Source organism: Novosphingobium malaysiense (assembly GCF_000802225.1).
GTDB lineage: Bacteria > Pseudomonadota > Alphaproteobacteria > Sphingomonadales > Sphingomonadaceae > Novosphingobium > Novosphingobium malaysiense.
On record NZ_JTDI01000001.1, the window covers coordinates 251,375 to 274,589 of the forward strand.

At 63.7% G+C, this 23,215-nt stretch carries 21 protein-coding genes and 1 other RNA gene; 6 read left to right on the forward strand and 16 right to left on the reverse strand.

Annotated elements, in window-relative coordinates; translation table 11 throughout:
• Window positions 1-52 precede the first annotated feature (52 nt).
• The 5 genes from LK12_RS01030 to LK12_RS01050 all read right to left on the reverse strand — a co-directional run bounded on the left by LK12_RS01030 (window position 53) and on the right by LK12_RS01050 (window position 4,508).
• The gene (locus LK12_RS01030; RefSeq protein ID WP_039278291.1) at window positions 53-610 is read right to left on the reverse strand and encodes an outer membrane protein; all 558 of its coding nucleotides are present in this window, start codon (window positions 608-610) and stop codon (window positions 53-55) included.
• Window positions 611-880: 270 nt separating this feature from the next.
• Entirely contained in the window at window positions 881-1,522 is a 642-nt protein-coding gene (locus LK12_RS01035) for an ABC-type transport auxiliary lipoprotein family protein (protein WP_052223162.1), read from the reverse strand.
• A 23-nt stretch (window positions 1,523-1,545) separates the two neighbouring features.
• Window positions 1,546-2,484, reverse strand: coding sequence for an MlaD family protein (locus LK12_RS01040; RefSeq protein ID WP_039278294.1), 939 nt, complete (start codon window positions 2,482-2,484; stop codon window positions 1,546-1,548).
• A gap of 9 nt (window positions 2,485-2,493) precedes the next feature.
• Complete coding sequence (locus tag LK12_RS01045; RefSeq protein ID WP_052223060.1) at window positions 2,494-3,396, reverse strand: ABC transporter ATP-binding protein; 903 nt, start codon at window positions 3,394-3,396, stop codon at window positions 2,494-2,496.
• Window positions 3,393-4,508, reverse strand: a complete 1,116-nt coding sequence (locus tag LK12_RS01050) for an ABC transporter permease (protein WP_039278297.1) — start codon at window positions 4,506-4,508, stop codon at window positions 3,393-3,395. The genes LK12_RS01045 and LK12_RS01050 overlap by 4 nt, the downstream gene beginning before the upstream one ends.
• Window positions 4,509-4,660: 152 nt before the next feature.
• Between LK12_RS01050 and LK12_RS01055 the strand changes: the two genes are divergently transcribed.
• The 3 genes from LK12_RS01055 (at window position 4,661) to LK12_RS01065 (ending at window position 10,122) form a co-directional block, all read left to right on the forward strand.
• Window positions 4,661-7,456 carry a valine--tRNA ligase gene (locus LK12_RS01055; RefSeq protein WP_039278299.1) on the forward strand — a complete coding sequence of 932 codons (2,796 nt, stop codon included), beginning with the start codon at window positions 4,661-4,663 and terminating at the stop codon, window positions 7,454-7,456.
• A gap of 498 nt (window positions 7,457-7,954) precedes the next feature.
• A complete protein-coding gene (locus LK12_RS01060; protein ID WP_039278303.1) occupies window positions 7,955-8,698 on the forward strand; it encodes a 7-carboxy-7-deazaguanine synthase QueE in 744 nt (247 codons plus the stop codon).
• The gene (locus LK12_RS01065) at window positions 8,695-10,122 is read left to right on the forward strand and encodes an MATE family efflux transporter (protein WP_082010283.1); all 1,428 of its coding nucleotides are present in this window, start codon (window positions 8,695-8,697) and stop codon (window positions 10,120-10,122) included. The genes LK12_RS01060 and LK12_RS01065 overlap by 4 nt, the downstream gene beginning before the upstream one ends.
• 34 nt (window positions 10,123-10,156) lie before the next feature.
• On the opposite strand, the gene LK12_RS01070 is transcribed toward LK12_RS01065, so the two are convergent.
• The 5 genes from LK12_RS01070 to LK12_RS01090 form a co-directional block, all read right to left on the reverse strand.
• Window positions 10,157-11,839, reverse strand: a complete 1,683-nt coding sequence (locus tag LK12_RS01070) for an ATP-binding protein (RefSeq protein WP_039279999.1) — start codon at window positions 11,837-11,839, stop codon at window positions 10,157-10,159.
• A 192-nt stretch (window positions 11,840-12,031) separates the two neighbouring features.
• Window positions 12,032-12,751 carry a TIGR02186 family protein gene (locus LK12_RS01075; protein ID WP_197063460.1) on the reverse strand — a complete coding sequence of 240 codons (720 nt, stop codon included), beginning with the start codon at window positions 12,749-12,751 and terminating at the stop codon, window positions 12,032-12,034.
• Window positions 12,752-12,792: 41 nt separating this feature from the next.
• Window positions 12,793-13,707, reverse strand: a complete 915-nt coding sequence (locus LK12_RS01080; RefSeq protein ID WP_039278309.1) for a sulfite exporter TauE/SafE family protein — start codon at window positions 13,705-13,707, stop codon at window positions 12,793-12,795.
• Window positions 13,708-13,754: 47 nt separating this feature from the next.
• On the reverse strand, window positions 13,755-14,966 hold the full coding sequence (locus LK12_RS01085) for a hypothetical protein (RefSeq protein WP_039278312.1): 1,212 nt from the start codon (window positions 14,964-14,966) through the stop codon (window positions 13,755-13,757).
• Entirely contained in the window at window positions 14,963-16,381 is a 1,419-nt protein-coding gene (locus tag LK12_RS01090) for a glycosyl transferase family protein (RefSeq protein ID WP_197063426.1), read from the reverse strand. The genes LK12_RS01085 and LK12_RS01090 overlap by 4 nt, the downstream gene beginning before the upstream one ends.
• 88 nt (window positions 16,382-16,469) lie before the next feature.
• Here LK12_RS01090 and nhaA point away from each other — a divergent pair, with 88 nt between their 5' ends.
• A complete protein-coding gene (gene nhaA, locus LK12_RS01095) occupies window positions 16,470-17,672 on the forward strand; it encodes a Na+/H+ antiporter NhaA (protein ID WP_052223062.1) in 1,203 nt (400 codons plus the stop codon).
• A gap of 12 nt (window positions 17,673-17,684) precedes the next feature.
• Here the strand turns inward: nhaA and LK12_RS01100 are convergent, their stop codons facing one another.
• Complete coding sequence (locus LK12_RS01100) at window positions 17,685-18,116, reverse strand: VOC family protein (RefSeq protein ID WP_039278314.1); 432 nt, start codon at window positions 18,114-18,116, stop codon at window positions 17,685-17,687.
• A 95-nt stretch (window positions 18,117-18,211) separates the two neighbouring features.
• On the opposite strand from LK12_RS01100, the gene LK12_RS01105 reads away from it, so the two are divergent.
• Window positions 18,212-18,964, forward strand: coding sequence for an SIMPL domain-containing protein (locus tag LK12_RS01105; RefSeq protein WP_082010284.1), 753 nt, complete (start codon window positions 18,212-18,214; stop codon window positions 18,962-18,964).
• 101 nt (window positions 18,965-19,065) lie between these two features.
• Here LK12_RS01105 and LK12_RS01110 read toward each other — a convergent pair whose 3' ends face one another.
• A complete protein-coding gene (locus tag LK12_RS01110) occupies window positions 19,066-19,812 on the reverse strand; it encodes a TorF family putative porin (protein ID WP_331454112.1) in 747 nt (248 codons plus the stop codon).
• A 244-nt stretch (window positions 19,813-20,056) separates the two neighbouring features.
• Here LK12_RS01110 and LK12_RS01115 point away from each other — a divergent pair, with 244 nt between their 5' ends.
• Window positions 20,057-20,851: a metallophosphoesterase gene (locus LK12_RS01115; RefSeq protein WP_039278316.1), complete on the forward strand. Its 795-nt coding sequence runs from the start codon at window positions 20,057-20,059 to the stop codon at window positions 20,849-20,851.
• A gap of 38 nt (window positions 20,852-20,889) precedes the next feature.
• Here the strand turns inward: LK12_RS01115 and rnpB are convergent.
• From rnpB to LK12_RS01130, 4 genes are all read right to left on the reverse strand, one after another.
• An RNA gene (gene rnpB / locus LK12_RS23740) (RNase P RNA component class A) lies at window positions 20,890-21,341 on the reverse strand.
• A 38-nt stretch (window positions 21,342-21,379) separates the two neighbouring features.
• Window positions 21,380-22,084 carry an N-acetylmuramoyl-L-alanine amidase gene (locus tag LK12_RS01120; protein ID WP_039278317.1) on the reverse strand — a complete coding sequence of 235 codons (705 nt, stop codon included), beginning with the start codon at window positions 22,082-22,084 and terminating at the stop codon, window positions 21,380-21,382.
• Between the two features lie 42 nt (window positions 22,085-22,126).
• Window positions 22,127-22,768 carry a histidine phosphotransferase family protein gene (locus LK12_RS01125; protein ID WP_039278319.1) on the reverse strand — a complete coding sequence of 214 codons (642 nt, stop codon included), beginning with the start codon at window positions 22,766-22,768 and terminating at the stop codon, window positions 22,127-22,129.
• Between the two features lie 18 nt (window positions 22,769-22,786).
• Entirely contained in the window at window positions 22,787-23,212 is a 426-nt protein-coding gene (locus LK12_RS01130) for a M67 family metallopeptidase (protein ID WP_331454113.1), read from the reverse strand.
• Window positions 23,213-23,215: the final 3 nt, after the last annotated feature.

Below are 23,215 nucleotides of genomic sequence, written 5' to 3' on the forward strand. Positions count from 1 at the left end.
GAGACGGGCCTCCTGACAGGCAGAGCCGAAGCCCTGTCCATCCTTCTTGAGATCAGAACTTCACGCCGAGCGCGACGATGCCGTTGTGGCGGCTGACGTCGGATTCGTAGTTCGAGTAGCGGTACTCGGCCTTGAGGAAGAGGTTCTCGCTCAGGTCGTACTGGTAGCCGGCACCGAGGCGAAAACCGTCGCCGTTGGCACCATCGGAAGCGGAATCGACGCCGTCGGAATACGTTACGCGGATGCGCGCATTGGTGTAGCCGCCCAGAACGTAGAGCTTACCCTTCTCGCCGACCGTGGTGCCGAGCCGCACGACTGCCGCCAGGTCGCGGCCGGTCTTGATGCACAGCTTGTCCCCGGCGCCGAAGACGTCGCTTGCGCATTCCTTTGTCGTGCTGTCTGCCACGGTGCCCTGGATTCCGACGAACATGCCGCCCGAAAGAGGCATGTCATAGCCGGCAGAAATGCCATAGCTGACGCCTTCGTCGGATTCCCCGTCGACGGAAACGGAATCGAGTCCGGTTTCGACCTGGACAAAAGCCTGTGCGTTTGCGGCAGCCGGAATCGCGAGCAGCGCAAGTGCGCCGCCGGCAATGGCGAATTTCTTCATGGAAACTCCTGCTTGTTATTATCATCGACTCCAGAGAGGAGCCGGACGAGCCCAATACTGCAGAAGAATTTCCAATCAATAAGGCATGTAGTTCGTCAAAAAGCTACATGCCTTGTTGTTGCATCATGGCAACAACACCGAGAGTAAGCTGCGATGCATTCGGGTTGAATTTGCTCAGCTGCAATCGTTTTCAGGCCTTGGGCATCTGAGGCGACTGAAATAAATCGACATGTCAGTCTTTACTTTCGCGCGCCCGATACCCAAGCGGGATCAACTGCCCTTGATCCAGTCCGCGACCTGCTGCGCCACGTCGTTGGCGGCTTGGTTGATGGCCGGCCCCACGTACTGGGCCTTGGGCTCCACGCCATTGACCACCGATTCGAACCTCCGGGTAACAACCCGCTCGGGCCCCAGACCCTCGCTGAGCATTGCGTCGAACCGGACCACGACTGCACTTTTCTGCGCGTCGTAGCCCATTTCCAGCAGTCGGCCGCCGATGCGGGTCTTGCCGGTCATTTCGAAATCGCCGCCTTCCACGACCAGCCGACCCGTGCGTGCGCGGATGGTTTCGGCCAGCAGCGAGCGAAACAGGCGCGTCGGCTTCTCGATCCAGCCGGCATTCTTGAGATAGGCAAGGCTCGAGGCGTCGACGCGCACCGGTACGCGCAGCATGTCGAGGCTGCGGTCGGCCTCCGGGTCCTCCACCACGATCGCTTCGCTGAGCGGTCCCCTCGCTGTGGATCCCGCAGGCGCCGTCTCTTCGGGCGTGAGCCGGAACAGTTCGTCGGGCGTTTTCCCGCCAAGGCTCAGGCAGCCCGACAATGCCAGGCAGGAAGCGGCGATCACCATGCCCCTCACAGTACCGGCCTTGAGGATACGGAGTGCGCCCAGGGCATTTATCGCTATTCCCATCATGACCTCAATCCTGGCGAACATCACGGTTTGTAATCGGGCAGCTTCTGCCCCTTGAGCAGCGCGCCAGCGCCCTGCTCGTCGATCTTTTCGGTCACGTTGCGCAGCGCCTTGCTGGTCGCGCGCAGGTCGCGGATCGCCGCTTCGGCGGCCGGGAGCGTGCTTTGCGAGACCTGATCGAGCGCCGGCTGCGCGTGCTCCATCGTCTTGTTGAGCTGATCCATCGATTTCTGCGCCGAAGCCAGCGTCTGGCGCAATTGCACCGCCAGCGAATTGCCCTCGCTGCCCAGCAGATCGTCTGCCTTGTCGGCGACGCGCTGGAACGACGCAAGCGTCTGCGTCGCCTGATCGAGCGTACCCTGCAGTTCCTGCAAGGTCTGGCGCACCTGCGGCGTGGCGTTCGCCAGATCGCGCGTCATCTTGTTGGTATTCTTGAGAATACCAGTGATCGACTGGCGGTTCTCTTCGGACAGCAGCTGGTTGAGGTTTTCGGTTAGGGTCGCCAGACGCTCCATCAGCAGCGGTGCATTAGACAGGATTTCGCCCAGCCCGCCGGGCTTGGTCGGGATCACCGGCACGCCTTCAGGCCCCGGTTCGGTGATCGGCGGCGCCCCCTTTGCCGCGCCCTCGAGCTGGATATCTGACACGCCCGTGAAGCTGCCCTGGATGGTCGCCGTTGTGCCGACCGTCACCGGCACGTCCTCATCGACGCGGATACGCACGCGCACGAACTTGGGGTCCTTGGGCCACAGCTCGATCTTCTTGACCTGTCCCACCGGCACACCGGAATAAGCGACCTGCGAGCCCTTGGCGAGCCCGTCCACGGACTGCTTGAAGAAGATGTCGTACTCGTGCTGCGCGCCTTCGTTGAGCCGCGCGATCCACAAGACGAACGCGGCCAGTGCTGCCAGCAGCAACAGCGTGACGGCACCTACCCAGACGTGATTGGCCTTTGTTTCCATGCCTTAGCCCTATGCCCCCGTCATGCCTGCGCTGTCCATGCCCGCGCTGTTTCCGTCCGGGCGCTCCGCATCCGGACCAGCCATTGCGCTCTCCACTTCGGGATCGCCTTTGGCGGCCAGTGCCGCCCGGCCGCGCGGACCGTTGAAGTATTCCTGAATCCAGGGGTGATCGAGCGCGAGCAACTCGGGAATCGTCCCGACCGCGATGACCTGCTTGTCCGCCAGCACCGCCACGCGGTCACAGATCGCGTAGAGCGTGTCGAGATCGTGCGTGATCAGGAACACGGTGAGACCCAGCGTCTCCTTGAGTTCGCGGGTCAGGCGATCGAACGCGGCAGCGCCGATGGGATCGAGCCCGGCGGTGGGCTCGTCGAGGAACAGCAGTTCCGGATCCAGCGCGAGAGCGCGGGCCAGCCCGGCGCGCTTGCGCATGCCGCCCGAAAGCTCGCTGGGGTAATTGAATGCGGCCTTTTCAGGTAGCCCGGACAGGCGCACCTTGAAGCGGGCGATCTCGTTGCGCAGGTCATCGGGAATGTCCGGATAGAACTGCTTGAGCGGCACCTCGACGTTCTCGCCCACCGTCAGCGTCGAGAACAACGCGCCGCCCTGAAACAGCACCCCCCAGCGCGAACGAATGTCGATATCGTCGTTGTGGTGCGGGTTCATCATGTCGTGGCCGAGCACTTGGATCTCGCCGGCCGTCGGTTGCTGCAGGCCGATGATCGAGCGCATCAGCACCGACTTGCCGGTGCCCGAGCCGCCGACCACGCCGATCACTTCGCCCCGCTTCACCTTCAGCGAGAGATTCTCGTGAATGACATGATCGCCGAACGCGTTGCGCAGCCCCTCGACGACGATGGGGTAATCCTCGGTTGGTTGCGTGCCGCTGACGTATTCCTCCGCCTGGTTCATGTCCAACCGATCTCCGTGAAGAAGATTGCGAAGAACGCGTCGAGCACGATGACCGTGAAGATCGCGGTGACCACCGCCTCGGTCGTGCGCGTGCCCACTTCCTCGGCGCTGCCGGCAACCTGCATGCCCTGGTAGCAGCCCGCCAGCGCCACGATCAGCGCGAAGACCGGCGCCTTGAGGATGCCGATCCACACGTCGGTGATCGGCACGACTTCCTGCGTGCGCTGCAGGAAGGTCCAGAACGGGATGTCGAGCGCGAAGTTCGAGATGAAGGCGCCGCCGATGATCGACAGCACCGCCGAATAGAAACCGAGCAGCGGCATCATGATCATCGAGGCCAGCACCCGCGGCACCACCAGCGCTTCCATCGGCGAAACGCCGATCGTGCGCATGGCGTCGACTTCCTCGGTCAGCTTCATCGTGCCGATCTGGGCGGCAAAGGCCGATCCGGAGCGGCCCGCGACCATGATCGAGGTCATCAGGATGCCCAGTTCGCGCATGGAGAGGCGGCCGGTGAGGTTGATCGTGTAGATCTCCGCCCCGAACTGCTGCAGCTGCACCGCGCCCTGCTGGGCGATGACGATGCCGATCAGAAAGCTCATCAGGCCGATGATCCACAGCGAATTGACGCCCACGTACTGCATGTGGTGGACCAGCGCCGTGACCCGCAGCCGCGAGGGATGGCGCGCCACGGTGCCGAAGGCGGCAACCATTTCGCCCAGGAAACCGACCGACTTGCGGAAGCCGCGCCCCCAGCCGATCACCACCTCGCCGATATCGCCAAGCGTGCGCGCGGCCAGGCCGGGGCTCGGCTCGGGTTCCGCCTCGTGCCCGGTAATGTTGCCGATCGCCGCGAACAAGCGGCGCGCCTGCTCGCTTTCGCCGACCGTCTCGAGGTTGTGTTCGCTGGCAAAATTGCTGACGAGCCAGGCGCCGGTGGTGTCGATATCGGTCACCCCAGACAGGTCGATGCGCTGGAAATTGACCTCCAGCGCGTTGAGCCGGGTGTCGAGATCGCCCAGCGAATAGACGCGCAAAGGCCCATTCAGCGCCAGGGTCGGCACGCCGCCATCGTCGTTTTCCGACAGGGTGAATTCCGCGTATTCCCGCATGATTGCTCGTATTGAGGGAAAAACCATGGACCGGCAAGTGGTTCCACCGGTGCGACGAATAGTGTGAGGACCTGACCATGTCAGGACCTTGCGGCGAAACCGTGGCACTCGCTGCTTGCACCCAATCCGCCGCGCTGGCAAAGCGCCGCGCCATGACCGACACCGCTCTCGACAAGACTTTCGACCCCGCCCAGATCGAGGCGAAGTGGTATGCGCACTGGGAAGACAACGGCCTGTTCCATCCGGAACGGCCCGATGCGCAGCCCTTCACCATCGTCAATCCGCCGCCGAACGTGACCGGCAGCCTGCACATCGGCCATGCTCTCGACAACACGCTGCAGGACGTGGTGATCCGCTACGAGCGGCTGCGGGGCAAGGATGCGCTGTGGGTGGTGGGCACCGACCATGCCGGCATCGCCACGCAGATGGTCGTCGAGCGTCAGATGGAACTGCGCCAGGACAAGCGCACCAACTACACGCGCGAAGAATTCGTCGACAAGGTCTGGGAGTGGAAGCACGAGAGCGGCGGCACCATCACCGGCCAGCTGCGGCGCCTCGGCTGCTCGATGGACTGGAGCCGCGAGCAGTTCACCATGGACCCGCACTTCACCAAGGCGGTCGTGAAGGTCTTCGTCGACCTCTACAACGAGGGCCTCATCTACCGCGACAAGCGGCTGGTGAACTGGGACCCGCGCCTGAAGACCGCGATCAGCGATCTCGAAGTGGAAACGCGCGAGATCCAGGGCAGCTTCTGGCACTTCAAGTACCCGCTCAGCGACGGTTCGGGCCACATCGTGGTCGCCACCACGCGTCCCGAAACGATGCTGGCCGACATGGCCGTCGCCGTGAACCCGGACGACGATCGCTACAAGGCGCTGCTCGAGCGCAAGGCCACCGTCACCCTGCCGATCACCGGCCGCGAGATCCCCATCGTCGCCGACGAGCACGCCGACCCCGAACTGGGTTCGGGCGCGGTGAAGATCACGCCGGGGCATGACTTCAACGACTTCGAGGTTGGCAAGCGCGCCGGGTTCAAGCCCGCCGAGATGCTCAACATGCTCGATGCCGATGCGCATGTCTGCCAGACCGCCGACGGGCTGATCCCCGAGCAATTCCTCGGCGTCGAGCGTTTCGCCGCGCGCGAGATGGTCGTGGCCGAGATGAAGGACCTCGGCCTGCTCATCCCGCACGTCACCAAGGACAAGGAAGGCAACGCGCACGAACACGACGCCGAACCGCGCACGATCCAGACGCCCTACGGCGACCGCGGCGGCGTGGTGATCGAGCCCTGGCTGACCGACCAGTGGTACGTCGATGCCGAAAAGCTCGCACAGGCGCCGATCGAGGCGGTGAAGAGCGGTGCGATCGAGATCGTCCCCAAGACCTGGGAGAAGACCTTCTTCAACTGGATGGAGAACATCCAGCCGTGGTGCGTCAGCCGCCAGCTCTGGTGGGGACACCGGATTCCGGCGTGGTATGGGCCTGATAAGGACTTCGAAGCTGGAGTCGGTAACGCCAAGTTCTTCGTCGGAGTGAACGAAGCTGAGGTTCAAGCGCAAGCGGCGGCCTTCTACGACATACCCGTCGAGAACATAAGGTTCGCACAGGAAGGCGAAAGTGCCGGACTACGCTGGCTTGATGAAGCCGATCCGACGGTGGTCCTTTGGCAGGATTCCGACGTCCTCGACACCTGGTTCTCCTCCGCGCTCTGGCCCTTCGCCACGCTCGGCTGGCCGGACGAGAACGCGCCGCTGCTGAAGAAACACTATCCCAACGACCTGCTGGTCTCCGGCTTCGACATCCTGTTCTTCTGGGATGCGCGCATGGCGATGCAGGGGCTGCACTTCATGAAGGAAGTGCCGTGGAAGCGGCTCTACCTGCACGGCCTCGTGCGCGCGGCGGACGGGCAGAAAATGTCCAAGTCCAAGGGCAACGTCGTCGATCCGCTGGGCCTTATCGACCAGTACGGCGCCGATGCGCTGCGCTTCTTCATGGCCGCCATGGAAAGCCAGGGCCGCGACGTGAAGATGGATGAGAAGCGCGTCGAGGGCTACCGCAACTTCGCCACCAAGCTGTGGAACGCCGCCCGCTTCTGCCAGTCCAACGGCATCGGCGCGAGCACCTCGGTCGCCGCGCCTGCCGCCACCAGCGCGGTCAACAAGTGGATCATCGGCGAAGTCGTCGAGACGCTGGCCGAACTAGACAAGGCCATGGCCGACCTGCGCTTCGACGCGGCGGCGAACACTGTGTACCACTTCGTGTGGGACCAGTTCTGCGACTGGTACATCGAACTGGTAAAGGGCAACTTCGACGACGAGACCAAGGCCGTCGCCGGCTGGGTGCTCGACCAGATCCTCGTCATGCTCCACCCCTTCATGCCCTTCGTCACCGAAGAGCTGTGGAGCAAGATGGGTGATCGCGAAGGCTATCCGCTGATCACCGCGAAGTGGCCCGAGCCGGGCGCCAGCGTGGATGCCGATGCCAAGCGCGAAGTCGAATGGCTGATCGCTCTGATCGGCAACCTGCGCGGCGCCAAGCCCGAACTCGGCATTGCCCCGGGCGCCCGCCTGACCGCCTACCTGGAGGCGCCCTCGGAGAGCACCAAGGCGATCATCGAGCGCAACGGCACGGCCGTCGACCGGCTCGCCCGCCTCGATGCGATCCATTTCGAAGCGGCCCCGGCCGGTCCGGCCATGCAGGTCGGCGCAGGCGATGCGATGCTGACGATCCCGCTCGAAGGCGTGATCGACATCGCCGCCGAAAAGGCCCGCCTCGAAAAGGCCCTCGCCGCCTCGCAGAAGGAAGCCAGGTCGCTCGAAGGCCGCCTGTCGAACCCCAAGTTCGTAGAGAAAGCCAAGCCCGAAGCGGTCGAAAAGGCGCGAGCCGATCACGCGCACCATGCCGCCGAGGCCGAGCGTCTGGCGGCGGCGCTGGAACGGTTGGGGTAAACGCAAATCCTCCCTGTCGCGAAGCGATGGGGAGGTAGCGCGCATGAAGTGCGTGACGGAGGGGTTTGAGCCGCCTCCACCACCCGCTGCGCGGGCGCCCCCCTCCCCAGCCCCTGCGGGGACAGGGAGGATTGAAGGAAGAACATCCTCCCCCTTGATGGGGGAGGGATATGCAGGCTTGGCAGCTCGTCTGCCTAGCCGGAGTTGGGTGGGGGTGAGAGCGCGCGCACCACGTAAAGTCACCCCCTTCCAACTGCGCCTAGGTTCGCTCCCGCTCACCAGGGCTTCGTATCCTTCCCCCATCAAGGGGGAAGGTTTATGCGCCCGTCCGCAATTTCGTTTTCCTACGCCCGCGGCTTCTGCCAGTGTCGCGGCATGACCGCCCTGCCCCGCCTCGAACCCGCACAAGGTGACAGTCCGGCGCAAGGTGACACCTTTTTCTCTGGACCGTGTAATCCGTGTCAACCTGACGTGTAACCTTGTGACTCTGACACCCCCATGCTGACTTTGGCCACCACCGTTCCGGGCGACCCGGAGATTTTCGCCTCGCTGCAGGGCGAAGGCCCCTCGATCGGGCGCCCGAGCACGTTCGTGCGCCTCTCGCGCTGCAACCTTGCGTGCCAGTGGTGCGACACCGCCTACACCTGGCGCTTCGAGGGCGACAACCGCCCCCACCGCGACGAGGCCGCCTTCGAACGCAAGTCCAACCAGCTCTCGCTCGAGGAAGCCGACGTTGCGGAACGCATCGCCGCGCTGGCGCCGGACCGGCTGGTGATCACCGGCGGCGAACCGCTGCTGCAGGGCGCGGCGCTGGCGCGCATGGCCTCGGCCCTGAACGACCTGCGCCCCGGCATGCATATCGAGATCGAGACGAACGGCACCGTCGCGCCGCATCCCGCGCTCGATCCGCTGATCCACCAGTTCAACGTCAGCCCCAAGCTGGCCCACAGCGGCAACCCCGCCGATCTCGCCCTGATCCCCGAGCGCCTTGCCGCGTGGGCCGCCGAACCGCGCGCCGTGTTCAAGTTCGTGGTCGCACAGCAGGCGGACCTCGACGAAGTGCACGCCTTGCAGGACCATTATGCCATCCCCTCCGAGCGCCTCTTCGTCATGCCGGAGGGACGCTCCAGCGATGTCCTGCGCCAACGCTCGGCATGGATGGCGGATTTCTGTGCGCAGAGCGGTTGGCGCTTTACCGACCGCTTGCACATCCATCTCTGGGGCGACACGAGAGGTACATGAACGAGGCGTCCCCCGTACCCGGCGGAGAACATCCTGCGGCCGAGAGCGAAGCCGCCGCGCCCCCGGCGATGAAGGGGGACCTGACGCAGGGGCCGATCCTCAAGACGCTGCTCCTGTTCTCGCTGCCCATGCTGCTCTCGAACGTGCTGCAGACGCTGAACGGCTCGGTCAATGCGATCTGGGTCGGGCGGCTGATCGGCGAAAGCGCTCTGGCGGCCACCGCCAATGCCAACGTCATCATGTTCCTGCTCTACGCTGCCGTATTCGGCTTCGGCATGGCCACCACGGTCCGCATTGGGCAATATTTCGGCGCGCGCGACATCGTGGCGGCGCGCAAGACGTTCGGTTCGGGCACGGGCTTTTCCGCCGGGCTTGCCGTCGTGGTTGCGATCGGGGGCTGGATTTACGGGCCCGCGATGCTCCACGCGATGAGCACGCCGGATGCCAGCCGGGCAGAAGCACTGGCCTATCTTCGAGTCATGTTCCTCGCGCTCCCCATCGCGTCGGTCGGGCTGATGGTTTCCATGGCGATGCGCGGAACGGGCGATTCCAAGACGCCGCTCTATGCGATGATCCTGACGGTGGTGATCGACGCCGCGCTCAATCCGGTGCTGATCATGGGACTTGGCCCGGTCCCCCGGCTGGGCATCACCGGGTCCGCCGCGGCCACCGCCTTCGCCAATATCGCGGGTCTCGTCTATCAGGTCTGGCGAATCTACCGGCAGGACCTGCCGATGCGCCTTCGCGGCCCCGAACTGGGCTACTTCCTGCCGCGCAGCGATGACCTTCGCTACATCCTCGCCAAGGGGCTGCCGATGGGCGCGCAGATGCTGATCGTCTCGTCGGCCGGGCTGATCATGGTGGGGCTCGTCAACCGTGAAGGGCTCTACGCCGCGGCTGCCTACGGCGCCTCTCTGCAACTCTGGAACTACCTGCAGATGCCCGCCTTCGCCATTTCCTCGGCGGTGAGCGCGATGGTGGCGCAGTCGCTGGGCGCCGGCGACCACGGCCGCGTGAACAAGGTGACGATCACCGGCATGGCAACCAACCTCATGATGTCCGCCGCCATGGCCGCGCTGATCGTGGGATTCGACGGTCCGCTGCTGAAACTATTCCTGGGCAGCGGCAGCCCGGCGCTGCCGATCGCGGAGCACATCCAGCTGATCTGCACGAGTTCCTTCGTGATCATCTCGATCACCATGATCCTCACCGGCACGATGCGGGCCTACGGCGCAGTGGTAGCCCCGCTGGCGATCATGTTCCTGGGGCTGTATCCCGGGCGCCTCGGCTTCTATTTCGCAGCGCGCCCGATGCTGGAAAGCGAGGCGGTCTGGTGGGCCTATCCCGTCGGATCGGTCGTCACCGTGGCGCTGACGCTGAGCTATTACCGTTTCGGCAAGTGGCGCGACGCGTTCAGGATGTGAACGGCTGAAGCCTCCGTCGCCGGGAGTACGGAGCCTAGCGGCCCTGCGTGCGCCAGCGCTGGACGGTGCGGAAGACCATTTCCTCTTCGCCGCCGGAGCTGTTCCACAGGTCGGTGAACGAGGGGTCGGCCGAGGCCGGGCGCTTGTATTCCTCGAGGTCGTCGAACGAGACGCGGATCGGAATCGCCACGCCCTCGCCGCAGATGATGCACTCGCGGTTGCGCAGGGCGGGAATGGAATCGAGGAAACCGCGGGCGCCTTCGGGCATGGCCGCACGCACGAAGGCCTGGTCGCGGTCGTTGTTCAGACGCATCGAGATGATCGTGCCGCACTGCGAGAGCACGCCCTCGGCAAGGTCGGACGGACGCTGCGTGATCAGGCCGAGCGAGATGCCGTACTTACGGCCTTCCTTGGCAATGCGCGAGAGGATGCGACCGACCGATGAACCGTCGGCATTCTTCTCGCTGGGAACGTAGCGGTGGGCCTCTTCGCAGACCAGCAGGATCGGACGCGTGTTGTCCTCGCGCGACCAGATCGCGAAGTCGAAGACCAGCCGGCTGAGCACGGCGACAACGGTGCTGGTGATGTCCGAGGGCACGCCCGACACGTCGATGATCGAGATCGGCCGGCCGCGCGAAGGCATGCGGAACAGCTTGGCGATGAAGTCCGCCATCGTGTCGCCCACCAGCATGCCCGAGAACATGAACTGGTAGCGCGGATCGCTCTTGATCTCGTCGAGCTTGTTGCGAATGCGCAGATAGGGCGCGCTGGTATGGCCCTTGTCGAGCTTGCCCATCTCGTTGTTGAGAATGGTGGAAAGATCGGAGAGCAGATAGGGGATCGGCGAATCGACGGTGATCTTGCCAATCTGCTCGGCAAGGCGGTTCTTCGAACGCGCTTCCAGCAGGCACTTGGCGAGAATTTCGGAGTCGATCTGGCGATCGTCGCCCTGCGAGGTCAACAGGATCTCGCAATGCTCCTCGAAGTTCATCAGCCAGTACGGCATTTGCAGGTTGGTAACGTCGAGGATCTGTCCAGTGTTGCGGAAAGCCGCCGAGTACTCGCCGTGCGGGTCGATCATGATGATATGACCTTCCGGCGCATGGGCGCAGATCCGATGGAGGATCAGCGCGGCACTGGTCGATTTACCGGTACCGGTCGATCCCAGCAGCGCGAAGTGCTTGCCCAGCAACGCATCGACATAGAGGCCGGCGCGAATGTCCTTGGTGGGATAGACGTTGCCGATCTGGATGGCGCTGCGCCCGTCGCTGGCATAGATCTGTCGCAGGTCCTCGCTCGTCGCGGGAAAGACCAGCCCTCCCGACATCGGGTAGAAAGTCACGCCGCGTCGGAAACCGTGAATGCGACCCGTGAGACGCTCTTCCTGCCCCTCGCCGAGGAAGTCCGCCTCGGCAACGATGCCTCCGGGGACCTTGGCGTCCTGCTTTTGGCTGCGCACGCTGGCGAGTAGCCAACCGTTTTCGACGCGGATCTTGACCTGGCTGCCGACCTGGCCGGACAGCGCGATCGAGGGATCGGAATTCTTCGAAATCTGGTTCAGGCGCTCGATATCGAAAGCAATGCGCGTCCCGGCTCCGGTGATCTCGAGGATGACGCCGATCGGCTCGCGGCCATGATCGGCACTGCCCGACGGGCTACCCGACGGTGTTTCGCCCGGCCCGGCCTCGCGGGCCACGTCGAAACCTTCATGTCGCATCAGCTTCACTCAACACCAGCATTTCGATTAGTCACAACATGCCTAGATCGCCGGCGGTTAATTTCCCCCTAAAGCCGTGGGCAACACCGAAAACCTTGATCACGCCATGCAAAACGGACAGTCGGGAGAGGCAGTGTTCGGGAAAAGGGACAATGCCGAGGCCCGGCAAATCCGGTCTTTCGCATCAACCGCTTACACAAGCGCGAACAAGCGCCCGGCCAGCCAGCCCATGCCGACCGAGACGACCACGGCGAGCAAGCCATAGGCAAAGCCGTAATCGTCCGAAAAGTGCGCGATCGCCAATTCCACACCCTGCTTGCGTACTTCCACCTGGCTGCTGGCCGACGCGACCACCCGTCCGTTTGAAATCGCGAAGGTCTCAGCGGTGTAGGCCCCTGTGGGGACACTTGAAGGCAGGCCGATTCGTGCCTGATACAGCACCTGCTCGCTGACCTTTACGCCGCCTTCATCTTCGCGGTAGAGGCCGTGGCGCCGGTTGAGATCGACCAGCCCGGCGGCAAAGCGCGCCTGCTCTTCAGGGTTGATCGCCCCGATCGGCGAGAGCTGCAACCACTTGAGCCCAAGCTCGTAAATCGCCGCGGTCTTGTCGTCGACGATTTCGGAGATCGGCCGCGTCGAGGCTATGGCGTAGTAGGCGGGAGCCGAACGGAGCTCCGTACTCGCTGCATTGATCCAGATGCCTGCGATCTTCTGCTTTTCGCGCAGGACGATCGACCGCGTCGGGCCCTTCAGAACCACGACGATGTCGTAATCCTGCGCTGCACGCGACCCCTCGGGCGTGAGCAGTGCACCGAAGAGCAGCAATTCGGTGCCGGTGAAGCCTTGCTGCAAGTTGACCTCGTGCTGCGATACTTCGGGCACGAGGATCGGGTCTCGGGCTCCGGTCAGCATCACAAGCGCGAACAACGCAAGGACCGAGGCAAGCCTCCGGCTCACAGCGGCGCTACGCTGTAGATTTCGTCTGGTCGGTACCCCAGCCCCAGCGCCATGCGCGCGGCAACCAGCAACACGATGGTGGCCAGGAGCAGACGCAGCTTCACCGGATTGGCCTTTTGCGAGAACTGCGCGCCGATCTGCGCACCGGTTACCGATCCCAGCAGGAGCATCGAGGCGAGGACGATGTCGATGGCGTGCGTGGTCAGCGCGTGCATCATCGTCGTCGCCATGGTCGTGAACAGGATCTGCCACAGCGACGTGCCGACTACGACATTCGCACTCATGCCCAGGATGTAGAGCATCGCCGGCACGAGAATGAAACCGCCGCCGATACCCATCAGCATCGTCAGGATGCCGGTCCCCATTCCCAGCAGCAGTGGGGCCAATGGAGAAATATAGAGCCCGGAGCGATAGAAACGCCAGCGCATCGGCAGGCTCGCCACCATCGGGTGATGGCGCCGTTTCCTGGCGGCGATCGGCACGCCGGAACGCTCGGCGCGAATGGCCTGGATGCTTTCCTTCGCCATGAGGCTGCCGATCGAGCCCAACAGCAGCACGTAGAGAATATTGATGACCGTATCGATTTGGCCGAGCTGTTCGAGCAGGTTGAACAGGATGGCGCCGATCCCGGTGCCGAGGATGCCCCCCGCCACCATCACCGATCCCATCTGGTAATCGACGCCGCCCCTGCGCGAGTGGGCGAAAACCCCGGAAACGCTGGCGCCCGTAACCTGGCTCGCAGCCGAAGCCGCCGCAACCGTCGGCGGAATACCGTAGAAGATCATCAGCGGCGTCGTCAGAAATCCGCCACCCACGCCGAAAATGCCCGACAAGATGCCGGTGATGGCTCCCAGGCCGACGATGATCAGTCCGTTGACCGAGAGATTGGCAATGGGAAGGTAGACGTCCATTTCTGCGCTCTCGCTACCGCAGCATCGGACGATAGGAAAGCCGCTATTCAGAAACCTGCGGAAAGAGTGAGCGCTGGCCCGGAACCCGGCCGGGCCCGGCCGGCGACGCGAAAACGCCAGTCGATTGCAACTCTTGCGAACATGCGCCTGTTGATTGGAAAGGCAATGAAGGCCGAGGGCCCCAGGTCGAGCCGCGCCGCCCCCTTCTGCACTCCGCCCCAGGCCCCGGCGCCCAGGTAGGTCCTGATCGACCCGAGTTTCAGTACGCGGCGGTCGACCCGCAACTGCCCATCGGCAAACGGCGTCGCGAATCGCCCTCCGACATAGCCGCCCTGGAAATAGGCTTCTCCACGAAGCTTCCCGGGCAACCTGACGGGTGCAAGCTGGGTATAGGCGAAGGCTGCCGGCTGGAAACGGGTGACTCCGGCCTGGTCGGTCATCCGACCTTCGACCGCAGCGACCAGGGGCAACGACGGGAACGGCCGGGCCGACATGCCAAGGGCCGCCGAATTCTCGCGGATGGTTCCCAGGGCGGTGGTCGTCCGCGCAAAAAGAGTCGGCCTGTATCGACTCGACATGTCGACCCGGTAGCGCAGCACCGCGCCGGTCTGGCTTCCTCCATATGTCGCTGGAAGGACGCCGGGAGACAGACTGCCCCCGCCTTCGCGTCGCAGCAGGGCCCACGTGTCGAGTGACCAGCGCTTGCGCCCACGCGCCTCGCGTTCGGGAACCGGGGGGGCCGCACGTGGTGCTGCCGAGGGAGAGGCCGATCCGGTTTCCGGTGCGTAGAAACGCTGACCGGGATCGAGCCATTCGCCTGCGCCACTTGCTGCCGATCCCTGCAGCGGCATGAACATCCGCGCCGTCGGGCCCAAATCGGAACCGGTCGCGCCCCAAGTCCCACGCGGGCGCATCGACCCTGTCGATGGCGGCGGCCTGCTGTCGTCCGCCAGCCTGGAAAACGGGGGCGTCCCGACATGCCACGGCACGGCCGAAACAATGCGGCCTGCTGCACTCACGGGCGGATAGCCGCCCCCATGGACTAGCGGCACCCGCAACGGCAGCGATTGCGGTCCGGCGCGCCCGTCGATCACGAAACCGACTGCCGATTCTGGCTGCACCCAGCCAGCAGACTCGACCGCCGCCACATCGCTCAACCGCGGGGCTTCCCAGTTGATCGCGCGTCCGCCGATCCATCCGGCCAGCACGGCCAGCAGTGCGACGAGGGGTTGCCCCCTGATACCATCGGATCCGCTCATCGTGGCTGTGCTCCACCTGCCGCGGCCAGTACCGGGTGCGCGCTGTGCGTGGTCTTTTCCCATTTGACCGCACCGCCCCGCAGTGTCCGGAGATAGCCCACGAATGCTCTTCGTCCCGCCATGATGGCGATGAAATTGGCGACCGGGATGCGCAACAACGCGAGCAGGCCTTCACTCAACCCGTATTCGTACGCAGTGAAAGAGAACCGCATGATGCTGCGCCAAGCGAGGCTCAAAAAGCAAAGCAGGAGCATGAACTGCAGCACAGGAGAGACGGCAAGACGTGCGCTTGCCCCCAGCAGCCACGCCGTGGCGAGCAGGCCTTCGACGACGACCAGGGCGTAGCCGCAGGCCAGTACGATCGAGGTAAGTGGCCCTCGCCGATCGCGCAGCGCCATCCACAGGTCGGCAAGCCCCCTGCTCCAGCCGAGGCGGTCCCAGCCCTGGAAGGCGATCCCGTGGATCCAGCGGGCCTTCTGGCGGACCGCATCTTCCATCCGGGCCGGGAAATAGGCCCGCGTCGCCACCAGGTCACCATGCTCGTCGCGTACGCGCAGGAACCGCGACGAGCCGCCTTCGCGCCAGACCAGGACGCCCAATTCGTAGTCCTCGGTAAGACATTCGGCAGCAAAGGGCCCGGGGCCGCCTTCCTCGCGGCGCTGGCGGGCAATGCCGGCGATGATCTCGCGCGAAAATCCGCAGGCCACTCCGGCAGCCGGAATTGCGGCGCCAAGTGCGTCGCGCACTACGAGCGACTTGGCATGCGATTCGGTGAATTCGTCGGAATAATGCCCGGCAACCCACGGCGAAGCCGGCTGCGGTTCGGGCCGGACTGGCAACTGCACGAAATCGACACTGCTGAGGGCACTATCGATGACGGAAAGTTCCGCCGGGTGGACCATGTCTTCAGAATCGTGCAAGACGACGCTCTTGAAGCGATATCCGTATCGCCGCTCGTCGTCGCACAAGGCGGCGTAGAGGCGGTTCAGGCAGTCCGCTTTGGTGGTCGGCCCGGCATTTTCGTGGATCACGATCCGGACACGCGCGTCCGCGCCTGCGCCGGACATGGCCGCCGCGATGGTATCGGGATCGTTGGAATAGCAACCGACGTAGAGAGTGAAGTCATCTTGCCGCCAGACAGACAGCGCATGACGCACGGTATGACCGATCACGTCCGCTTCCCGCCATGCCGCGATCAGGATGGCAGCGCGGCCTTCGAGGCCGGCAATCGCCTGTGCCGGGGAAATCCGTCCGTCATTCGCGCGGCCAGTCAGCTTGAGCCAGATCCAGCAAAGATCCACGCCAATATCGTCGGCTGCCCCCAGCAGAAACCAGAACGCGGCAAAAAGCAGAAGTTCCTGTTCGACGAATTGCAGCGCATAGAGCGCGTACTCTATCGTAAAAGTGGCCCCCACCACGCACCTTTCCCGTATTCGTACGGCTATTCACCCGAATCGGACTATTCCGATTGCATGTTTGAAAAGATCGTCTGAAAAGATACTTATGAGCATCCCCAGACATTTCGCCAACAAGTTGGCGACCAATTTCACAAAGTTAATGGGCGGCGAGGCTTCGGCGGGTATTCTGCTCATAATTGTCGCTGCGTTGGCCATGATCGTTGCCAACGCCGGGTGGGCTTATGAGTACCACCACCTGTTTCATGGAGAGCTTCCGTGGACTCCCATCGCCAAGCTCGACAACCTGCACTTGTGGATCAACGATGCGCTGATGGCGATTTTCTTCTTCGTCGTCGGCCTCGAGATCAAGCGCGAGATCCTCGACGGGGAGTTGTCCAACGCCGCCAAGCGCAGGCTCCCCGTCCTCGCTGCAGCGGCCGGCATGGGCGTGCCGGCACTGATCTACCTGCTGGTAGCCGGCACCGGCCAACCGATGCACCGCGGATGGGCAATACCCGCAGCCACCGACATCGCATTCGCAGTGGGCGTGCTGGGCCTCCTCGGCAGCCGCGTTCCGGCGTCGCTGCGTCTCTTTCTCCTGACCGTGGCAATCGTCGACGACCTCGGCGCGGTAGCCATTATCGCCATCTTCTACACCGCCCAGATCAAGCTACTTTGGGGAATCGGCGCACTAGTGCTGTTGGGCGGACTCATCCTGCTCAACCGCCGAAAGGTCTTCTTCCTGCCGGCCTACCTGCTGCTGGGTCTGGGCTTGTGGTATTGCATTCTCTATTCAGGCATTCACGCGACGATCGCCGGCGTGGTCTTCGCCTTCACCATCCCGCTAAAGAATTCGCCGAAAGGCGACAGCATGCTGCTGCGTCTCGAGCATGCGCTGGTGCCTTGGAACAGCTACATCATCGTTCCACTGTTCGGCTTTGCCAATGCAGGCGTGGCGCTTGGGGGCATTGGCCTGTCCGGCCTGGTGGACCCGATCCCGCTGGGCGTGGCGCTCGGCCTGTTCTTCGGCAAGCAGATCGGCATCTTCGCCGCTATTGTTGCTTCGGACCGGCTCGGCTTCGCTCCGCGGCCTGCGGGGGCGAGTTGGGCCCAGCTCTGGGGCACCGCCGTGCTTTGCGGCATCGGATTCACGATGAGCCTGTTCATCGGCGCGCTCGCCTTTCCGCAGCACCCGCATCTGGTCGAGGAAGCAAAACTCGGCGTGCTGCTGGGCTCGTTGCTGTCGTCGCTGCTGGGATACGCGATCCTGCGTCTGGTCAAGGCGCCGCCGGCGCCTCGGCCAGACTGATTACGGACGATCTTACCAGCTACCCACGTTGGGCATGCTGGCCCAGGGCTCTGCCGGCTCGAGAGTGCCATCCTGCAGCAGTTCGACGGAAATGCCATCGGGTGTGCGCACGAATGCCATGTGGCCGTCTCGCGGCGGGCGGTTGATGGTCACACCGGCATCCATCAGCCGCTGGCAGGTCTCGTAGATGTCGTCGACCCGATAGGCGAGGTGACCGAAATTGCGGCCGCCGGTGTACTCTTCGACCGATCCGTCCTCGTCCGGCCAGTTGTACGTCAGTTCGACCTGCGCGTCCTCCTGTCCTTCGGGGGCCAGGAATATCAGTGTGAAACGCCCCTTCTCATTGGAGAATCGGTGCACTTCCTTGAGCCCGATCAGCTTAAAGAAGCGGATCGTCGCATCCGGATCGGTCACGCGGATCATGGTATGCAGGTATCGCGTCACGGGGCATTTTCCTCAATTCGTCGACATAAATAAACGGTTCATCGCCAATACAGGCAAGCTTCTGCATGAAGTGCAGGTCTGCAGGGAGATGTGCCATGTCCGATGTTAGCCCAGATCATGCCTCCGCCTCCACCCCCTCCTGGCGTGTCGCAACGACAAAACCACTGGTCGTCAGTTCCATCATCCTCGCCGTCGGCATCATGGTCGGCGGCTTCGCCCTCGGCGACGGGCTGAAACGTGCACAGCGGGCCGACCGGTCCGTCACCGTGCGCGGCCTTGCCGAACGCGACGTCACCGCCGACCTGGCGACATGGACCATCAGCTATTCCGCCTCGGCCGGAGATCTCTCCTCCGCCCAGTCCAGTGTCGACAACGACACCAAGCAGATCGAGGCGTTCTTCCGCGAACTGGGCTTTCCCGACGACGCGCTGCAGCCGACGGGCGTCAACGTTTCGCAGTACAAGGACAACGGCGTGCCCACCTTCACGGTTCGCCAGCGGATGACCCTGCGCACGCATGACATCAAGCGGGCGCAGGATGCGGTCCGCCGCCAGTTCGACCTGGTCCGGCGCGGCGTGATCCTCGAGGAAGGCTCCGGCATGTCGTATACCTTCACCAGGCTCAACGACATCAAGCCGACCATGGTGGCGGAAGCCACGAAGGACGCGCGCGCCGCGGCCGAACAGTTCGCGAAGGACAGCGGCGCCGAGGTGGGCGCGATCAAGAATGCCACCCAGGGTTACTTCTCGATCGATGCGCGCGACGGGGATTCGGGCGGCTGGGGCGTGTCCGACACCCCTTTCAAGAAGGTCCGGGTCGTCACGACGGTCAATTTCTATCTGAAGTAGCGGCTGGGGAGTGCCGCCCGGCGACTGACAGAGAAAACCCGCCCGGATCGCTCCGGACGGGTCCTCCTGCGAACATTCGCAAAATGGGGTCTATCGGCCGATCAGAAGGAAGCCGACAGGGTCGCCACGACGGTGTCGTCGGTCAGGCCGTCGACCGAGGCGCCGTCAACGCCAACGTAGGAGAAGCTGGCCGACAGCGGACCGAACACGGGCATCGACACGCCCACCGACCAGTCGAGACCGGTGTCGTCGAGACCACCGGCAAGAAGGTCAGGAGCCAGGACACCGTCGGTATAGCCGAGGTGGCCGCTGACAGTGAACGGCGTGTTGGGAACGCCCACTTCCACATCGGAGAAGATGTAGAGGTTGTCCTGGTTACCCAGCGAATCCTGGTCCCAGGCATAAGCGACACCGGTGGTGATCGATGCCGGGCCCAGCGAACCGGACAGCTTGGCATAGGGCTCCCAGTAGTTGGCCTTGCCAACGTGGCCGCTCGGGTAAGCGTAGAGGAGCAGACCCACGTCCAGCGACAGGCCGCTGCTGCCGAGATCGCCGGCCCAACCGCCGTAGATGTCGAGTTCCTGGTCGCCGTACACGTCGCCGCCGCTGATCGAGGAGGCCCAGGTGCCGATGTAGAAACCGCTCGAGTGGCTGACGTCGAAGCCGCCCTGGATGGCCGGGTCGCCGGCCGACAGCGAAACGCCGCGGAAACGATAGTCGGACGTCAGGGCAACGTTGGCCGAAACCGAGATATCCGCAGGAATTTCAGCGTCCTGAGCAAATGCCGGGGTGGCAGCGAGCGCAGTACCCGCGAGAAGAGTTGCGGCGATGGCGCCGCGGACGGACATAAGCATATTCATTCCCTCACAATTCTTTTCAATGCCTCGTCCCACCTGCACCGTCGCCGCACGCCTCGTTTCGGGAGCACTTGCGACAGCACAACAATGCTGCATTGCACCACACGGCGAGACAAGAAAAATTTCAGTTTTGCAACAATCGGGAAATGATGTGTGGACTTTTTGCCACTATTGCACACATGCACCGACCGCTCTTGTGTCCTTTCGAGAGGCCGCATATACCGCAGTGCAACGAATGCTTGGAAAGTTACGCCATATTCTGGGTCGATCCACCGCGATCCCCACGCCCTCCGTACCCGCCGGTGAACGCGTGTACGCGATCGGCGACATCCACGGGCGCATCGATCTGTTCGAGGATCTCATCCGGATCATCGAGGAGGACGATGCGGGACGCAGGCGGGCTCATACCACCATCGTCCTGCTGGGCGACCTGATCGATCGGGGGCACGACAGTGCAGCGGTCGTGGCGCGCGCACGCGCCTGGGCCGAGACACGTGAGGTCGAGTTCCTTCAGGGCAACCATGAGGAAATGTTGCTGCTCAGCCGCACCAAGACGGAATCCCTGCGCGGCTTCCTGAAGTTCGGCGGATTCGAAACGATCCAGTCCTATGGCGTGGATGCCGATACCATCGCCTCGGCGAGCATCGAGGAACTGCAGGCGCTGATGAACGAAGCGATCCCGCAGGACGATTTCGACTTTCTCGACAGCTTCAAGAAGATGGTTCGCATCGGCGACTATCTATTCGTCCACGCCGGCATCCGTCCCGCCACCCCGATCGAACATCAGCTCGGCCAGGATTGCCGGTGGATTCGCGAACCTTTTCTCAGCCACAAGGGCAACTTCGGCGCCTTCGTCGTGCACGGACATACGATCACGCAGGAACCCGATGTCTGCACGAACCGCATCGGTATCGACACTGGCGCATTCATAAACGGGACGCTGACCGCGATTGGCCTCGAGGGGACCGAGCGCTGGTTCCTGCAGGCGCGCGACCACGACGTGCATGCCGAGGTGACGGCGGTCGCGTGACCCGGCTGCATTGCTGCGCCAGCCATGATCGCTGACGAAATGCCGGGGAGCCTGTAAGCCGGGTTCTGTGCCTGGCGTGGTCTCCCTCGAAAGGGACCTTACGCCGCGGCGGCAGCCATTCCTCTCGGCGACGCGTTGCCGCGCCGCTCCAGCGACCAACCCGGGCTGCCTGGGTCCGAAACCGACCCGCCATCCGAAGATAGCCAGCAGCCCCTATTCGGTCTTGCTCCGGGTGGGGTTTGCCATGCCGCTCGCCGTTACCGGAAGCGCGGTGCGCTCTTACCGCACCCTTTCACCCTTGCCTGTGAGCTGTTCGCTCCATCGGCGGTATACTCTCTGTGGCACTTTCCCTGAGCTTCGGAAGGCCTGAAAACCACCCTCGCCCGGCGGGCGTTACCCGCCACCCTTGTTTCGTGGAGCCCGGACTTTCCTCGGCCTTCGCCTCGCTCATCGTGAGCCTGACGAAAGACGCGGCTGCCCGGCTCCCCGGCGCCACGAGCCCTAGCACGAAATTCGCACAAGGGAAGCTTACCTTGCGCGTCCGGTGTCGCGCTCCAGCAGAAGTTCGAACAGGATACCGCCGATTTCGCCGTCGATTTCGCCATCAATAAACATCGGACGGAAACGGCGCTGGAACGCACGCACGGCGGCGCGGCCGTCGGAAATATCGTACCCGAAACGTTCGAGCGCCAGGTAGAATGCGCCGGGATTGTCGTAGAAAAGATTCATTTTTGCCGAAGGAATGTCGAGCGCCAGCCCCAGTTCGCCGAGCCGAGGCCAGTCGAAATATTCGCCCGGATCCTGCTTGCGACCCGGCGCGATGTCCGAATGGCCGACGACATTGGCGCGCGGGATGTCGTGGCGGTCCATGACGTCGGCCAGCAGCGGCAGCAATGCATCCATCTGCGGTTCGGGGAACGGGCGATAGCCCCACTCGTGACCGGGATTGGCGAGTTCGATGCCGATGCTGGCCGAATTTACGTCAGTGATGCCGCGCCAATAAGACTTTCCGGCGTGCCAGGCCCGCTTGTCCTCCGGTACGAGCGAAGTGACCACGCCCTCCTCGTCGATCATGTAGTGCGCCGAGACTTCCGCATCGGGATCACACATGCGCGCCAGCGCCTCGTGGGCCGTTTTCATCCCGGTATAGTGGAGCACGACCATCGACAGCGGCAACTTGCGCTCGTTCCAGTTGGGCGATTCGACGACGCGGTTGACCAGCCAGCGGTTCATTTCGCCCGACCTTTCCGCATACGTGCGTTCCCTCCGGTTTCCTCAGGCTCCCGGCAGGACCGCGCCGAGCACCAGCGCGTCCTCTGCAAGGGCATATTGCAGCTTGCCGCCCTGCTGCTCGGCAAGCCCGTTGATCATCGCGGCAGGCGCAGTCCGGCTGGAGAGTTCTCCGGCCGGCAGAGCCCCTTCAAGGGCGCGACCGACGTCGCGGTCGAAGGCTATGCGCTGTCCCGCTGCGCGCACGGCGATCTCGCTTCCGCCATCGCGGTATTCCGCAGCGATATCGAGATTGCCGCCGCGCGGCAGCGCCTCGATCCCGAACAGCGCGAAGTTGAGCAGGATCTTGATCGCCGGCTTCGGCAGGGCTTCGCTGGAAAGCCCCCAGTTGAGCACGATCCGCGCATTGTTCGCCACCAGCCCTTCGACCAGCGCGCGCGCTTCACCCACAGGGACCATTTCACCGAACCCGCCGGCGGCGCCGAATGCGAGGCGGAAGAACTTCAGCTTGTCGGTGGATATCCGCGCACTCTGGTCCAGCAGCTCGAAGCAGCGCTGGCGCATTTCCGGATCATTTTCGTCGGCCAGCAGCTCCAGCCCGTTCGACAGCGCGCCGACGGGACTGAGCATATCGTGGCACAGCCTCGAACAAAGAAGACTGGCAAGTTCGAGCGAGCTCGTTGTCATGTATGGGACGCTTTCCGTTCACTTCGCCTTGGAGTGGTCCGCATGGTCCTCTGCGACCATGCGAAAAGTCAATGCCTGGAAACCTTTCCCGGTATCTTTCCAGAAAGCAACCTGTCCACCCGCAATGATCGCCCAAATGCGCGAATCGCCAGTGGAATGTTCGCAATCGGTAGCGGATGGCACCGGATGACCGACGGGATGGGAGTGATAGTAGCCGAGAACTTGCGGGCCACCGTCCCGCGCCGCCTTGTGCGCGGCCAGAAGCGTGGCGGGATCGATTTCGAACCGAAGGCAAGGCTCGTCGGAAACGTTGACGGCGGGAAGGACAGCCTCGATCCGTACTTCGCTCCCGGGCTCGCCGCCCCCCAGCAGCAACCCGCAACACTCTTGCGGGTCGGCCCGGCGCGCTTCGGAACGCAGTGTGGCCATAACGCCACTTGTCACCTC

Bases quoted from the DNA above. Each gene is read 5' to 3' on its own strand.
- LK12_RS01030 (WP_039278291.1), bottom strand. From the start codon at position 610: ATGAAGAAATTCGCCATTGCCGGCGGCGCACTTGCGCTGCTCGCGATT.
- LK12_RS01035 (WP_052223162.1), bottom strand. From the start codon at position 1,522: ATGGGAATAGCGATAAATGCCCTGGGCGCACTCCGTATCCTCAAGGCC.
- LK12_RS01040 (WP_039278294.1), bottom strand. From the start codon at position 2,484: ATGGAAACAAAGGCCAATCACGTCTGGGTAGGTGCCGTCACGCTGTTG.
- LK12_RS01045 (WP_052223060.1), bottom strand. From the start codon at position 3,396: ATGAACCAGGCGGAGGAATACGTCAGCGGCACGCAACCAACCGAGGAT.
- LK12_RS01050 (WP_039278297.1), bottom strand. From the start codon at position 4,508: ATGCGGGAATACGCGGAATTCACCCTGTCGGAAAACGACGATGGCGGC.
- LK12_RS01055 (WP_039278299.1), top strand. From the start codon at position 4,661: ATGACCGACACCGCTCTCGACAAGACTTTCGACCCCGCCCAGATCGAG.
- LK12_RS01060 (WP_039278303.1), top strand. From the start codon at position 7,955: ATGCTGACTTTGGCCACCACCGTTCCGGGCGACCCGGAGATTTTCGCC.
- LK12_RS01065 (WP_082010283.1), top strand. From the start codon at position 8,695: ATGAACGAGGCGTCCCCCGTACCCGGCGGAGAACATCCTGCGGCCGAG.
- LK12_RS01070 (WP_039279999.1), bottom strand. From the start codon at position 11,839: ATGCGACATGAAGGTTTCGACGTGGCCCGCGAGGCCGGGCCGGGCGAA.
- LK12_RS01075 (WP_197063460.1), bottom strand. From the start codon at position 12,751: ATGCTGACCGGAGCCCGAGACCCGATCCTCGTGCCCGAAGTATCGCAG.
- LK12_RS01080 (WP_039278309.1), bottom strand. From the start codon at position 13,707: ATGGACGTCTACCTTCCCATTGCCAATCTCTCGGTCAACGGACTGATC.
- LK12_RS01085 (WP_039278312.1), bottom strand. From the start codon at position 14,966: ATGAGCGGATCCGATGGTATCAGGGGGCAACCCCTCGTCGCACTGCTG.
- nhaA (WP_052223062.1), top strand. From the start codon at position 16,470: ATGAGCATCCCCAGACATTTCGCCAACAAGTTGGCGACCAATTTCACA.
- LK12_RS01105 (WP_082010284.1), top strand. From the start codon at position 18,212: ATGTCCGATGTTAGCCCAGATCATGCCTCCGCCTCCACCCCCTCCTGG.
- LK12_RS01110 (WP_331454112.1), bottom strand. From the start codon at position 19,812: ATGTCCGTCCGCGGCGCCATCGCCGCAACTCTTCTCGCGGGTACTGCG.
- LK12_RS01115 (WP_039278316.1), top strand. From the start codon at position 20,057: ATGCTTGGAAAGTTACGCCATATTCTGGGTCGATCCACCGCGATCCCC.
- LK12_RS01120 (WP_039278317.1), bottom strand. From the start codon at position 22,084: ATGAACCGCTGGCTGGTCAACCGCGTCGTCGAATCGCCCAACTGGAAC.
- LK12_RS01125 (WP_039278319.1), bottom strand. From the start codon at position 22,768: ATGACAACGAGCTCGCTCGAACTTGCCAGTCTTCTTTGTTCGAGGCTG.